This is a genomic window from Flavobacterium sp. Flavsp81 (genome assembly GCF_059491325.1).
In genome coordinates this window covers 1,260,941-1,276,050 of record NZ_CP168505.1, presented here as the reverse complement: position 1 = coordinate 1,276,050, position 15,110 = coordinate 1,260,941, and the positions used below count along the sequence as shown (strand labels likewise).

Genomic DNA, 15,110 nt, shown 5'->3' with positions numbered 1-15,110 from the left:
TTTTAAATAAATAAAGCCTCAGACATTCTGATCAAAAGCAGAATTGTTTGAGGCTTTTAATTATTCCCCAATATTTACAAATTTATTAATCTATTAAAAAAGTTACCATGAAAAACAATTACAAGATGACCCAGTTAAGATGGGTCATAATTTTCGTTGTGGGTATTTTCAATTTGTCAATGGCCCAAAAAAAAGTAATCGCTTACATTCCAAACTGGATTGATCTGAATTCCTTTTCGACTACTATTCAATACAGTAAATTAACCCACATTAATATTGCGTTTGAAAATCCGGATGCTAACGGATATCTGACTTTCAATTCAGGTTCTAATACAATTATTAATGCAGCTCATGCACAAAACGTAAAAGTTTTTGTTTCGCTTGGAGGAGGTGCCATTTCTGAAGGAGGAGCCATTCGGGACAATTATTTTAATCTGATTACGCCAGGTAACAGAACGGCATTTATCCAGAAAATCTACGATTATGTGGTAGCGCATAATTTTGACGGTGTCGATGTAGATTTGGAAGGGCCTGCAATCAATGGCGATTACGGAGGTTTTGTAATTGCTTTGGCGAATAAATTGCATTCAGGAGGAAAACAAATTACTGCAGCATTGTCTGAAGGATATGGCGGAGCCAACGTACCATCATCTACTTTTGCGGCTTACGACTGGATCAATATTATGGCCTATGATGCAACCGGACCTTGGGCTCCTGGAAATCCTGGACCGCATTCTCCTTACAGTATGGCAGTTAATCAGTTTAACTACTGGACAGGAAGAGGTTTACCGGCAGGCAAAGCCATTATTGGATTACCTTTTTACGGATATGGTTTCGGAGCAGCAGCCAATCAGGGCATTTCTTATGCGAATATTATAGCGCAATATCCGGGTTCGGAAAATCAGGATCAGGTAGGGAATACTATTTACTACAATGGTATTCCAACTATTAAAGCAAAAACAACATTCGCAATTCAAAATGCAGGAGGTGTTATGATTTGGGAATTATCTCAGGATGCTGTAGGTTCTAAATCTTTATTAACGGCAATCAATCAGGTTATTACGGGAAGCCAGCCGCCAGTGGGTACAGGAACTCTAATACAGGCAGAAAGCTATTCTTCAATGAGTGGGATTCAAACGGAAGCAACAACAGATACTGATGGAGGTCTGAATGTAGGTTACGCAGATACAGGTGACTGGATGGCCTATTTCAATATCAATTTTCCAACATCAGGTAATTATGTAATTGAATACAGAGTAGCAAGTGCTGTTTCAGGTGCTAAATTATCATCTGATTTAAATGCCGGAACTATTCAGTTAGGAGCTGTAAATGTACCCAATACAGGAGGATGGCAAAATTGGCAGACAATATCTCAAACTGTAAATGTGAATGCCGGAACCTATAACTTCGGAATATACATTCAAAATTCGGGTGTGAATTTAAACTGGTTCCGCATCACAAAATCAGCATCTGCTCTGGCTGCAAAATCTGCTTCCACAGGAAAAATCGAAAGCCTGGCTGTTTATCCAAGTCCGACAGAAAGTGAGCTCTTCTTTACTGCTGAGGTTTCAGGAGCTAACATAAGTATTATAAATTCTCAGGATGGTGGAACTATTTCTTCTCAAAAAGCAAACAGCAACAGTATTGATGTTAGTGGTTTAAAAACCGGAATCTATTTGATTTTGGTAGAAAAAGACGGCATCAAAACAGTAAGACGTTTTGTGAAAAAATAAACTTTCTTAAAAGTACTGTTTCTTCTTTGTTAAGTTCAATAAGGAAGGACAGTGCTTTTATATTTAATTGTAACCCTTTAACCCCAAATCAATATGAAAAACAATTACAGACTTACGTTAAGTTTACTCGTGTTTCTGGCTTTTGGTTATTTTGCCGCAGCGCAGACTTCTTTAGGTTCAAGCAGAACTTTTATGAATAATTTGAAAAAAGAATTAGTCAATTCTGTCACTGCAAAAGGCACAAACAAAACCATTTTGCTTGAAGTTGAAAATTCAAAAACATTCAACGGAAAAATTAATTATAAAGAATCGAATGCATCAAGTGAGTTTTTGATTGGAGAAATAAAAAACGTGGCAGAGTCTTCGTTTTACATTAAAGTCAAAGATCAATCGCTCGAAGGACATATCATTTTGAAGAAAACAAAAGAAGCATACAAATATTACTCTGATTTAAATGGAAATGCTTTCGTCTCAAAAGTAGATATCAACACACTGATTTGCGTGAATTATGAAAATGTTCCCGAAAAAAGCCAGATAACAAATAAAACAGTCGCAGTTCAAATTGCTCCGGCATTACTGAATTTACAAAGTTTACCGGGAGCGGCAGGTTGTGTCTTTTTAGATTTTGACGGGTATAATATGCCGGCAGGGAATCTTTGGAACAACGGAAACGCAATCAATGCAGCGCCATCCGGAATGAGCGATGCGGCCGTGCAGGAACATTGGGAAGTTGTGGCTGAAGACTACAGACCTTTTAACTTGAATGTTACAACAAGTGAAGCTGTTTTTAACTCATACCCAAGAAACAGAAGAATGCGTGTGGTGGTGACTCCAACCAATACTGCGGCTCCGGGAGCAGGGGGAGTTGCGTATATTGGCTCCTTCAACTGGGACAATGATGTGCCTTGCTGGGTATTTATTACTTCGGGTAAATCTGGTGGTGATGCCTCTGCGCATGAAGTTGGACATACTTTCGATCTTGGTCACGATGGGCGTACGAATCCTGCCGAAGATTATTTCGTAGGGATCAACAATACTGCGTGGGCGCCAATTATGGGTGCAGGTTATTACAGGCCTGTGGTTCAATGGAGTAAAGGCGAATACGATTATGCCAACAACAAACAAGATGACGTTGCGATTATTGCAGGCAATAAATTTGGCGTAGGTTACAGAGGAGATGATTACGGAAACACAATCGCTGCTGCAGCCAATTTAGATTATAATGCAAGCGGAGCCATCAACCAAAAAAACGGAATTATTTCGAGCGATGCAGATTATGATTTCTTTACGTTTACTACTGGCGGAGGAAATGTTTCGATCAACGCCAATACCGTTTCAAGACATGGAAATCTTCATCTTTTAATTCGATTATATAATTCCGCTGGAGCAGAAATGGGAACCTACTGGAACTCCGATCCGTTTGCTTTGAATGCTTCTATGAATGTTAATTTGCCAGCCGGAAAATATTTTATTGGAGTTGATGGCAATGGCGCAGGAAGTGCCGGTTATGGCGGATATTCGGCTTATGCATCTATCGGAAGTTATTCGGTTACAGGAACAATTCCTCCCGGAGGAAACATTGCTTCTTCTACAGATTTAATTACGGTTTATAAAGATTGCAACTACACCGGATTTTCTGGCGGATTAACGATTGGAGATTATAACCTGGCACGTTTGAATTCTTTAGGAGTTTTAAACGATGATATTTCTTCGTTGCGAGTTGCGCAGGGATTTCAGGCAATTTTGTATCAGGATGATAATTTTACAGGAGCTTCAACCGTAATTAATTCTGATAATTCTTGTTTGAATACAACGTGGAATGATAAAGTTACTTCTATCCGAATTTTGGCAAACGGAGTTACGACTTTAGGAAATCAGACTTTCTTTTTGCAGAACAGAAACAGTAATTTAAATATGGATGTTTGGAATGCAAGTTTATCAAATGGTGCCAATGTGGCTCAGGGGACTGCAAATACAGGAAACAATCAGAAATTTACATTTACGCATTTGGGCGACGGATTGTATAAAATCATTGCCAATCACAGCGGTCAGTCTTTAGATGTAAATAATTTTAATAAAGATAATGGTGCCAATGTAGAGCAATATCCGTATAACGGAACAACCAATCAGCAGTTTATTTTGTACGCAGCCGGCGACGGATTTTATAAGATTATTGCCAGACACAGCGGTAAAATTGTAGAGGTTGCAGGAGCGAGTACGGCAAATGGTGGCAATGTACAACAATGGCAGGATAACGGACAGGTTTGCGGACAATGGAAATTAATTTCAACTACAACTGCGCAGACTTCAACTTTAATTCAGGCCGAAGATTACGCAGCCATGAACGGAATTCAAACCGAAGCAACAACAGATGCCGGAGGAGGTTTGAATGTGGCGTATACCGATACAGGCGACTGGATGGCGTATAACAATATAAATTTCCCAACAACAGGTTCATATTTAATCGAATACAGAGTGGCGAGTGAAGTTGCCGGAGCCAGAATATCCTCTGATTTAAATGGCGGAACTATCATTTTAGGCAATGTTGATATTCCTAACACCGGAGGGTGGCAAAACTGGCAAACGGTGACACAAACCGTAAATGTAAATGCCGGAACGTATAGTTTTGGAATCTACATTCAAACCAGCGCGGTAAACATCAACTGGATAAGAATAACCAGTATTGGTACTGCAGCAGCTACCCCTGAAATTGCATCAGGCATTATGGATGGGGCTACTACTGATGCTGTATTCAATATATATCCAAATCCGGTTTCAAATACACTTTTCTTTACAGCAGATATAACCGGCAGAGATGTTAGCATTGTGGATAGCCGCACTGGACGTTTGGTTTCAACACAAAAAGTCAATGACGATAACCTGGATGTTTCTAATCTAAAAACCGGAGCTTATCTCATTGTTTTTGATAAGAACGGTAAACGAATAGTTAAACGCTTTATCAAGAACTAAACCACTCTGTACTGAAGTGCGGAGGTTATTTTAGAGGGACTTTGGTCCCTCTTTTTTATTTCATTCCTGAATGAATTTTGAATTATCATCTACTTTTTTTCTTCTGCATGTTCCAGATAATCATTCACTATTCATCTGTAATATTTTCTATACTCCAAACTCCATGGCTTTTAATCAAAATATCGCCAAATATCTAAAAGAAAGTATAAATAAAAACGAGTTAAAATATTGATAATAAATAATTTAACTTATTTATTTGTTGTTGTTTTGTGATGTTTTGCTACTTTCCGATGCAAAAGTTGGCAAAAATATTCCCCAATAATTCGTCATTGCTGACTTGCCCCGTAATAAGACCGAATTGGTATAAAGCTTCCCGAATATCAAGGGCTATTAAGTCGCTTGATAAATTTGTTTCAAGACCGAATTTTACTTTTATAATTTCATCCAATGCTTTTAGTAATGAGTCATAATGTCTTGTGTTTGTTACAATTGTTTCATTATTTCGAAGAGCACCTGTATTCACAAATGAAAGTAATTCATTCTTTAAATCATCAACTCCAATTTTTTCTTTAGCAGAAATTTTTAAAAGTTTCAAATTTAAAGTTTCAAGTTTTTCGTTGATGTTTTCGATTTCATTTTCGCTTAATAAATCGACTTTATTTACAACAACTAAAATCGGTTTAAGCGGATACTTATTTTTAACTTTTTCAATTTCGGTAATATAGTCAGAACCTGAAACCTGAAACCTGAAACCATCAAACAAAAAGACCACAACTTGTGCCTGTTCTATTTTTTCAAAGGTTTTTTTGATTCCGATGCTTTCTACAACATCTTTAGTTTCACGGATTCCTGCAGTGTCAATAAATCTAAAACCTATTCCTCCAATAACTAGTTCATCTTCAATAGTATCACGTGTGGTTCCTGCAATTTCAGAGACAATTGCCCGTTCTTCATTTAACAAAGCGTTCAGTAAGGTTGATTTTCCAACATTGGGTTCTCCAACAATAGCCACGGGAATTCCATTTTTAATTACGTTTCCAACTGCAAACGAATCAATTAAACGTTTCAATACAAACTCAATCCTGTTTAATAATTCATGAAATTGAGTTCTGTCAGCAAATTCTACATCTTCTTCTGCAAAATCTAACTCCAATTCAATTAAAGAGGCAAAGTTCAAAAGTTCTTCACGTAATTTGGCAATTTCATTACTAAAACCACCACGCATTTGCTGCATTGCAATTTGGTGTGAGGCTTCATTGTCTGATGAAATCAAATCGGCAACAGCTTCTGCCTGAGATAAATCCAATTTTCCATTCAAAAAAGCTCTCAGCGTAAATTCACCGGGATCTGCCATACGGCAGCCTTTTCTTAATAATAGCTGAATAATTTGCTGTTGGATATAAGCAGAACCGTGACAGGAAATTTCGATTGTATTTTCGCCTGTATAGGAGTTTGGTCCTTTAAACACAGATACCAATACTTCATCCAGGGTTTTGTTATCATCAACGATATGCCCTAAGTGCAGTGTATGTGTTTTCTGTGTGGTTAAATCTTTATTTTTTATGGATTTAAAAACGGAGTTCCCAATAGCGATAGCTTCTGAACCTGAAATTCGAATGATGGCAATAGCTCCGGCTCCGGAAGGGGTAGCCAAAGCAACTATAGAATCTTGATTTATCATAAGGCAAAGGTATAAAAAAAGGCTCAAAATCTGCGAACGAGGCTGCTCATACTTAAAATTCTGTTTGAACTTTCAAAAAGCAGTTTTAAGAAATTATTAACTGTTAAATAACTGATAATTATCAGGTTTAAATGTTTTCAGAATCGTTAAATTTGAGTAATTAACCTTAATATAATGTAAGATGAAAAAGATATTATTCCCTACCGATTTTTCTGAAGCAGCCACAAATGCATTTATTCATGCTTTAGAGTTTGCCAAAATTGTTAATGCTGAGCTTATCTTACTTTATACTTTTGAAATTCCGGTATATGACAGCCAGTTTTTTCCTGAAAATTATGCAGCAATTTATAGTTCTATTGAATTGGCAAAATTTGAAATGTTTAAAGATGAAATACCAAAATTGAAGGCTATAGCAGCAGAACGAAATTTAGAAGATATTGTGATTAAACATCGCTTAATGGATGGTGACTTGCTATATAACTTAAAAAATGTTGTTGCCGAGGATAATATTGACTTTGTAATTATGGGTACAAACGGAATTTCTGACTGGACAACATTCTTTTTTGGATCCAACACAAGCTCCGTAATTTCAGGAGTGGAAGTTCCCGTTTTATGTGTACCGATAGATGCGAAATTTAAAAAAATAAAAACGATTGGTTTTACTACGCGTTATCGTGAAAAAGATAAAAAAGAACTGAGAAAAGTTTTGAAGATAGCCAAAAAAACCAATGCAAAAGTTAAAAGCTTATATGTAAAAACTACAACGTCAGATGTTTCTGTGGAAACCATTAAAGAATGGGAGAGAGAGTTTGCTGATGAAAATGTAGAATTCCTGGTCCTGCCAAGTGATGATGTAAAAGAAACAATAATCGATTTTATTCTTTTTAAAGATATTGATATCCTGACCACAATTACCCACAAAAGATCCTTTTTTGAAAGTCTTTTTTCTTCCGGTTTTAGTAAAAAAATAACTAAAGAGGTTTCAATTCCGGTATTGATTATGCATGATAACTAATTTCCGGAGCAAGAGCAATTTTGTACCGGTAAAACTTATATTTGTGTTTCATTAAATCAAAAACATGGATTTTTATCAAAACAAGGTTGTTCATTACACAGACGTATTAAATAAAACCAATAAAAAGTATAACAGTATTAGTGTTTTAAGGCTTTTCAGCATTTTTATTTGTCTGTATTTGGGGTTTTATTATATCAAAACAAATGAAATCTTATACTTAATAAGCGTTTTTATATTTTTTATCGGGTTTGTTTTTTTAATGCGTTTTCATTCGCGTTTATCTTTTCAAAAACAACTTACTACAGCACTTTTGAAAATTAATGAAAACGAAATTACGTATTTAAAAAGAGAAAAGATTCCGTTTGAGAATGGTATTGAGTTTAATGATTTTCATCACCCGTATGCTTATGATCTGGATATTTTTGGTGCTCATTCATTATTTCAAAATTTAAACAGGACAGCTACTTTTATTGGAAAAAAGACACTCGCAAATCAATTATTGTCACAATTTCCAAATAAAACAATTTTAGAAAATCAGCAGGCTGTCAAGGAACTCAAATCAAAAATAGAATGGCGTCAGGATTTTCATGCCCTTGCAGCTGTCAGTACCGACACGAAAGAATCATATGAGTCTTTAATGTATTGGAAGTCATTTAAAAATAATAATTTACCTAAAGTTTTAATTGTGTTTTCTGTACTGCTTCCAACTTTGTTTTTTGGGCTTTTAACCGCCTATTTTGTCACTTCAAAAACAATTTTATTATCTTATTTAACATATGTCTTTATAGCCAATTTGGTTGTTTTGGGAAGATCATTAAAACGGATTCAATCAGAAATTGCTAAAGCGGATAATATTGATAAAATTATTAAACAGTATAGTTTATTAGTTCAGAAAATTGAAACGGAAAATTTTCAATCCAAAAAATTAATTGATTTGCAGCAACAGCTTATTTTTAAAAATGCAACTGCAAGCAGTCATTTAAAAGATTTATCCGAATTGTTTTCGAGAATGGATACCATTGGAAATTTTGTAACGGCAATTTTGTTTAACGGGACATTTTTATTTAATCTTCATGTATTGAGATCGCTTTTGAAATGGAAGGAAAACTATTCAGGAGAGCTTGAAAAATGGATTGCTGTTATTGGTGAATTTGAGGCTTTAAACAGTTTAGCAAATTTGAGTTACAACAATCAGGATTTTGTTTTCCCGGAAATTAATTCAGAATATAAAATTGGTTTTAAAGATTTAGGCCATCCATTGCTGAATCCGGCAACACGGGTAGGTAATGATACTCATTTTTATCCGGAATCGTTTATGATATTAACGGGTTCTAATATGTCCGGGAAAAGTACTTTTTTGAGGAGCTTGGGTATAAATATGGTTTTGGGAGGGATTGGCTCTGTTGTTTGTGCTTCAGAAGCAACAATTCACCCTTTACCGGTTTTAGTTTCGATGCGATTATCTGACTCTTTGGCTGATAGCGAATCGTATTTTTTTGCTGAAATAAAAAGATTAAAACAAATTATGGATGTGTTGGAAGAAAAACCTGCTTTTGTTTTACTGGATGAAATTTTGCGTGGTACTAATTCAGATGATAAACGCAACGGAACTATTGAAGTTGTAAAAAAAATAATCGAAAGAAAAGCAATTGGGGCAATTGCAACACATGATATAGAAGTTTGCCTGACAACGAATGATTATCCTCAAATTTTAACGAATCAATGCTTTGAAGTAGAAATTAAGGATAATGATTTACACTTTGATTATAAACTCCGAAGCGGAATCTGCAAGAATAAAAGTGCTACTTTTTTAATGCAAAAAATGGGTGTAATTTAAATTTGTGGTTATAAAAAAAACTTTTTCTGCTTTCGAAAATAAAGGAAGGCAGAAAAAGTTTTTAACAGATAAAACCAAATTAGGTTTTGTGGCTATTTATAAGTTTGCTTTGATTTTTTCAATAGTAGTTTCATACTCGGTATCAGTCAAATATGTTTTTTGAGGATTCATTTCAAAAACGCTTCCAAATCCGTAACCATCTTTGTATTTAGGAACAATATGAACGTGTAAATGTGATAATGTGTCACTAAATGCACCATAATTAATTTTGTCAGGATTGAACGTTTTTGCAATTGCTTTAGCAACAACAGCAACGTCTTCCATAAATAAATTACGTTGTTCGTCACTTAATTCATAAAGTTCAACAGCATGATCATTGTAAACTACATTACAGCGGCCTGTATAGGATTGTTCTTTAAAAAGGAAAAGCTGTGATACTTTTAAATCTCCTATTTTTATCATTAATTGATGTAAGGTGTCATTATTTTGACAATAAAGGCATTCTGAAACGGGACTAGGCATATTTTTTATCTGTAAGGTTTTGTAATGATTGAAATTTCTTTCCGCAAAAATACTTTTTATTTTAAAAGAAAAAACTTTTTCTGCTTTTCAAAATGAAAGAGGCAGAAAAAGTTTTTTAGATAAAACCAAGTTAGGTTTTTTATAATTTATATCGCAAGCTTGCCATAATCTGGCGTGGTGCAATTGGGTTAACACTGTAGTTTTCGTGAACTGTATAATTCAACTCGTTTGTAATATTGGATAACTTACATAAGATTGAGAACTTTCTCCATTCATAACCGGCAGAAACATCAATTGTAGTATATCCTTCTATCGGAACTTCTCTATACCAAATTCCATCAGGGTATTTAGTAAGATCAGTATTGTATTGATTGTTCCATCCACCAATTCTTTTTCCAATATAATTTCCAATAGCTCCAACAGAAACGCCTTTTAAGAATCCTGACTGCAAAGTATAAAAGAAACTTAAATTAGCAGTATTGGATGGTGTTCTGGCCACACGGTCACCTTCAATAAAACTTCCATTTTTACCAGATGTTTTAGTGTAACGCATATCATTATAACTGTATCCGGCAATAATATTCAAACCATCTAGTGGTTTAGCTGTAATATCTACTTCAATACCTTTACTTTTTGTTTCTCCACTCAAAACTTTTAGACTTGTGTCATTATAAGGTGTTCCATCAGCTTGTAAGGCGGTTTGCGCTAAATTGCTGTTGGTGATTTGATAAACAGTTACGTTAGTGCTCAATAAACCTTTAAAGAAATCTGTTTTAACACCAGCTTCGTACTGATCGATAATAGAAGGCTTAATTGGCTGTAAATCTACAGTTGTTCCTGTGTTTGGTGTAAATGAATTAGAATAGCTCGCAAATAAAGAAACATCTTTTGTTGGCTGGAATACTAATCCTGCTTTAGGAGAAAATGCATTGTCTAAACGTTTCGGAGCAACAGTTGGTACTGCATTTTCTGGATTTCCGGCACCAGTAGATGTTTCTTTGTATGTACTAACTTCTGTTTCTTGCCAGGACCAGCGAACACCTGCTAATACTTTAAATTTTTCTGTAATCGAAATTAAATCCTGAAAATAAGCACCAAAACGATTTGTATCTGTTTTTGCTATTTGAGAATTTCTAGCGGCTGGTTCATCCATTCTTTGAGTAGCAGGATCAAAATTAAAAAGATTAATAGTGTCATAATTTGCAGGGTTAAATACATACGTATAAGCCGTTGCAAGAGAATTTTCCCAATCTGCACCAGTATATATCTGATGTTTAACACTTCCTGTATTAAAAGTACCCTGTAAGCTTAACTGATCTCCAACTATTTGCTCCAGGTTTTTATTTTGCACTAATGGTCTGGTCCAGTCACCATTATCTTTTATAGTTGATAATTGAGCTGTCGATTTTGAGCGTCTGTCATAATCCTGAAAAGAACCGTTAAAATTTAATTTCCAGTTTTTATTGAAATCGTGGTTTAATAATACCGATGCACTTGCAGATTTAGTGTTTCCATTTGACCAAAGAGATCCATAAAAGTTGTTACGTGGCAAATCTAAAATCTTTTTTCCAATAATTCCGGTTCCAAAATCCGGAGTCCAGTTTGCTGTTAAATAATCTCCTTGTACTGTAATTTGTGTTTTTGGACTGATTGCAAAAAGTAAGGAAGGATTAACATATAAACGTTCGTTTTTTACGACATCTCTAAAGCTTTCAGAATTTTCGTAAGAACCATTAATTCGGAAAGCAACTGATTTGCTAAGAGGTCCGTAAAAATCGATGGATGGTTTATAGTAAGCATAGCTTCCCATTTGCATTGATATTTCGCCACCACTTGTGAATGATGGTGTTTTGGTAACCAAATTTAATATTCCGCCCGGCGCAACATTTCCGAATAATAAAGCGGCACCTCCTTTAAGAAATTCAACTTTATCTAAACCCGAAATATCCGGAATTGAACCTGCATTATAGCGAAATCCATTTTTAAACATATTATTGGCAGACATATCATATCCTCTGGAGAAAAATGATTCCTGAGCTCCACCACGAGCAGAACTTACATAAACACCATTGGCATTTTTTAAAACTTCACTTAAACGAATAGCTTGTTGTTGACTGATAACTTCTGAACCAATAACCTGAATAGCTTGTGGATTGTCCATTGGTTTTAAGCCTGAACGGACAGCTGTCACTGGTTTTGGTTCTCTGTTGGTTGTAATGATTACATCTTTCAGGATTTCCCCTTTTTTATTTTTCACAGTGTCGTTAATTGCAGATGCAGTATCATTATTTGAGTAATCCTGACTGTATGAGGCTAAACTTAAAAATGATAAACTTAAAAGTAAGATGTATTTCATATCGTTTATTTAGAATAATTTAAAATAAAATTTTCTGCAAATATAATGGGTAAGTTTTTTATTTAAAAGTTTATTTAGATTAATTATTATTAATTTTGTAACTCTTTAAGTGATAATTGTTTGTAATTTTTTTTATAGAGTAAAAATGAAAATGATTAAAAAAATCATGTTTTTGGCGACAATTTAAAACAAAAAATAAACCTCTTTCAATCAGAAAAAGGCTTAGAACTAATAATTTTTAAAATTCTCCGAAACAAATTTTTAATTATTTTACAGTAATTAAATAGGTTGCTATTTTCCAGATTTCATCTTTTTTTCAGTATATGCAAAACTCTACCATATAATTATTTGACTAAATCAATATAAAAAGAGGTTACTCCCTTGTCATTTGTCCATAATTCTTTTCTAGCCATTTAGTGTAATTGCTTTTACTTTTTGTTTTTTTACTGATACACCTTCGTATAAAGTGCATGATATGTAGTAGGACGATAATTTATTTGAATTAAAAAAATAAGCCTCAAAATCTTAATTGATTTTGAGGCTTTGTATATGACTAAAAAGAGATTTAAAACTTATAAGAAAAACTGGCTACTACATTTCTTGGCTTTTGCGGATTTACAGTAGACCAACCACCATTAAAATATTCTTTATCAGCTATATTGTTTACATTTAAAGCAATACGGAATTTCTTAGTACTGTAAAAAACTGAACCATTCATAACAGTATATTCCGGAAGAACAAATTTGCCGGTTGTTGCTCCATCCAATATTGCATTTTCGCTGGCATAATTTCCTCCAAATCCTAAACCAAATCCTTCAAGCGTACCATAATCAAATTTATAAGTTGCCCATAGGTTTATTAAATTTTTTGGACCGGCCCAAAAAGGTCTTCTTCCGTTTTCAAGCCAGACATCGCCAGGATTTCCTTTTGTAATTTTACTGTCGTTATAACTATATCCGGCAATAATACTCAGTCCTTTTATTGGAGCAGCATTCAGATCAAATTCAAAACCTTTGCTTTGTGCTTCACCTCCTTGTGTGCTGGACATATTAGAATTGATAACCAGATTTTTTACATTTATATCATAATAACTCACAGTTGCATTTAATTTATCAGAAAGAAGATTTGCTTTGACTCCAAATTCCAATTGATTTGCATGTTCAGGCTCAAAAGTTTTTGTTCCTAAAAAATTTCCTCCGGCATCATAAAGTCTGCCTGGTGCCACATTTCTAAAACCATCCATATAATTCGCAAATACAGCTAATTTATCTTCGATAGGCTGGTACAACAACCCGAATTTTGGTGAAAAAGCAGTTTGAGTATAGTCATCACCATCAGTTGTAATATTGCCTTCCGTATCAAAATAGTCAACTCTTAAACTTGCCATTGCTAACAAGGCAGGCGTAATATTAAGAACATCTGAAGCATAGGCACTGTATGTTGCATCTTTTGAGTTATAATTGACAGGCTCTTCTTTAGATAACACATTATCAACAGAGGTTTGTGACAGGTAATTTGGAGCAGTATCATCAAATTGTCTAATTTCTCCTTGCGGAGTAATATTATAAATTCTGGCATAACCTGAACCGCCAAACATTACATTTCTTTCAAAATAATCAAGACCCACTACAATACGATTGCGGAGGCTTCCTATTTTAAAATCACCTGTAAAATTTTGTTGAATATCAGTAGTACTGGTTTGTGATTGTTCTTTGGTAATCCATAATGCAAAATCTCCGTTACCATCTTCATTATCATAAATATAGGAATAGTATCCGTTTGATTTAGAAGAGCCTCGTGATAATACAGTTTGAGATGTCCATTTATCAGATATTTTATAATTCATATGTCCTTGTAAACTGAAACGAGGATTTTTAATGGATAAATCATTACTGTAAAAAGACAAGTCTGTATTATAATTTAATTCGTCTAAGTTTGCAAATTGCAGTTGTGAATCCCTTCCTAAAAACAACATTGACGGTGTTGTTTTTTCTTCCTGCATAAATTCAGTATTGATAAGAAAAGATAGTTTATCGTTTACTTTATAAGAGAGGGAAGGGGCTACAAAAAAAGCAGTACGAAACCCCGTATTCTGAAAACTGTTTTCTGTTTGATAAGAAGTATTTATCCTGAATAAAATATCACTATTATCGTCTAATGAGGTATTAACATCGGCAGTTACCCTGTTAAGGCCAAAACTTCCGGTGGTATATAAAAATTCTCCGCCAAAACCTGTGTAGGGCTTTTTAGTAACCGTATTGATAAGACCTCCATAACTAACTAAACTGCTACCGAATAAAGTTCCGGATGGCCCTTTTATTACTTCAATTCTTTCTATGTTGGCAGGATCAAGACTTCCATGGGTTAAACCCGGTAATCCGTTTACGACACTGGCCTGAACTTCAAAGCCACGCAAAGTATAATAAGATCCTCCATCACCGCCACGCCCTGTAGATTCCCATAATTTTTGAATTCCGGGTACATTTTTTAAGGCATCTTCATAATTAGTAATGGCTTGTTCCTTCATTATTTCTGAAGAAACTACATTGTAAACCTGTGGATTTTCAATGTTTTTCAAAGGCATTTTAGAAACATACACACTTTGCTTCGGAAAAGCTTTTCCCCTGCCATTGGTAATAATAATCTCTTTTAATTGTTTATTAGAAATGGTTAATTGTAATTGGAGCGTTGTAGTTTGATTTTCGGTAACCGTTACATCCTGTGTAAGTGTTTCATAACCGGTTAATGAAATTTGTAAAGAATATGTGTTGGGTTTCACCCTGCTAAATTCAAATGCACCATATTCATTGGATATAGTCGAGTATTTTGAATTTTTAAGAACAATATTTACACCAGCTGCAGGATCGCCATCTGATGTGGTTATAATCCCTTTTATTTTTCCGTGGCTTTGTTGAGAAAAAACACTGGCAGAAGAAATTAAAAATAAACAAATTATAAAAATAAAATGTAAAATTCGGTGGTTAGAATAGTTCATA

At 34.5% G+C, this 15,110-nt stretch carries 8 protein-coding genes; 4 read left to right on the top strand and 4 right to left on the bottom strand.

Going from position 1 to position 15,110, the window contains the following annotated elements:
- The first annotated feature begins 107 nt into the window (after positions 1 to 107).
- Together ACEN92_RS05260 and ACEN92_RS05255 are read left to right on the top strand one after the other, a co-directional pair.
- Positions 108 to 1,733 (top strand): glycosyl hydrolase family 18 protein, encoded by a 1,626-nt coding sequence (locus tag ACEN92_RS05260; RefSeq protein ID WP_495641320.1) that lies wholly within the window; start codon positions 108 to 110, stop codon positions 1,731 to 1,733.
- A gap of 93 nt (positions 1,734 to 1,826) precedes the next feature.
- Positions 1,827 to 4,703, top strand: a complete 2,877-nt coding sequence (locus ACEN92_RS05255) for an RICIN domain-containing protein (protein WP_495641319.1) — start codon at positions 1,827 to 1,829, stop codon at positions 4,701 to 4,703.
- Positions 4,704 to 4,983: 280 nt separating this feature from the next.
- On the opposite strand, the gene mnmE is transcribed toward ACEN92_RS05255, so the two are convergent.
- Positions 4,984 to 6,384 carry a tRNA uridine-5-carboxymethylaminomethyl(34) synthesis GTPase MnmE gene (gene mnmE, locus ACEN92_RS05250; protein WP_495641318.1) on the bottom strand — a complete coding sequence of 467 codons (1,401 nt, stop codon included), beginning with the start codon at positions 6,382 to 6,384 and terminating at the stop codon, positions 4,984 to 4,986.
- 181 nt (positions 6,385 to 6,565) lie between these two features.
- Between mnmE and ACEN92_RS05245 the strand changes: the two genes are divergently transcribed.
- Both ACEN92_RS05245 and ACEN92_RS05240 read left to right on the top strand, forming a co-directional pair.
- Entirely contained in the window at positions 6,566 to 7,399 is an 834-nt protein-coding gene (locus ACEN92_RS05245; protein WP_495641317.1) for a universal stress protein, read from the top strand.
- 64 nt (positions 7,400 to 7,463) lie between these two features.
- Positions 7,464 to 9,236 (top strand): MutS-related protein, encoded by a 1,773-nt coding sequence (locus ACEN92_RS05240; RefSeq protein WP_495641316.1) that lies wholly within the window; start codon positions 7,464 to 7,466, stop codon positions 9,234 to 9,236.
- A gap of 96 nt (positions 9,237 to 9,332) precedes the next feature.
- On the opposite strand, the gene ACEN92_RS05235 is transcribed toward ACEN92_RS05240, so the two are convergent.
- The 3 genes from ACEN92_RS05235 to ACEN92_RS05225 all read right to left on the bottom strand — a co-directional run bounded on the left by ACEN92_RS05235 (position 9,333) and on the right by ACEN92_RS05225 (position 15,109).
- Entirely contained in the window at positions 9,333 to 9,698 is a 366-nt protein-coding gene (locus ACEN92_RS05235) for an HIT family protein (protein ID WP_495641315.1), read from the bottom strand.
- Between the two features lie 199 nt (positions 9,699 to 9,897).
- Positions 9,898 to 12,114, bottom strand: coding sequence for a TonB-dependent siderophore receptor (locus ACEN92_RS05230; RefSeq protein ID WP_495641314.1), 2,217 nt, complete (start codon positions 12,112 to 12,114; stop codon positions 9,898 to 9,900).
- 565 nt (positions 12,115 to 12,679) lie between these two features.
- Complete coding sequence (locus ACEN92_RS05225) at positions 12,680 to 15,109, bottom strand: TonB-dependent siderophore receptor (protein WP_495641313.1); 2,430 nt, start codon at positions 15,107 to 15,109, stop codon at positions 12,680 to 12,682.
- Between the last annotated feature and the right edge of the window lies 1 nt (position 15,110).

Bases quoted from the DNA above. Each gene is read 5' to 3' on its own strand.
- ACEN92_RS05260 (WP_495641320.1), top strand. From the start codon at position 108: ATGAAAAACAATTACAAGATGACCCAGTTAAGATGGGTCATAATTTTC.
- ACEN92_RS05255 (WP_495641319.1), top strand. From the start codon at position 1,827: ATGAAAAACAATTACAGACTTACGTTAAGTTTACTCGTGTTTCTGGCT.
- mnmE (WP_495641318.1), bottom strand. From the start codon at position 6,384: ATGATAAATCAAGATTCTATAGTTGCTTTGGCTACCCCTTCCGGAGCC.
- ACEN92_RS05245 (WP_495641317.1), top strand. From the start codon at position 6,566: ATGAAAAAGATATTATTCCCTACCGATTTTTCTGAAGCAGCCACAAAT.
- ACEN92_RS05240 (WP_495641316.1), top strand. From the start codon at position 7,464: ATGGATTTTTATCAAAACAAGGTTGTTCATTACACAGACGTATTAAAT.
- ACEN92_RS05235 (WP_495641315.1), bottom strand. From the start codon at position 9,698: ATGATAAAAATAGGAGATTTAAAAGTATCACAGCTTTTCCTTTTTAAA.
- ACEN92_RS05230 (WP_495641314.1), bottom strand. From the start codon at position 12,114: ATGAAATACATCTTACTTTTAAGTTTATCATTTTTAAGTTTAGCCTCA.
- ACEN92_RS05225 (WP_495641313.1), bottom strand. From the start codon at position 15,109: ATGAACTATTCTAACCACCGAATTTTACATTTTATTTTTATAATTTGT.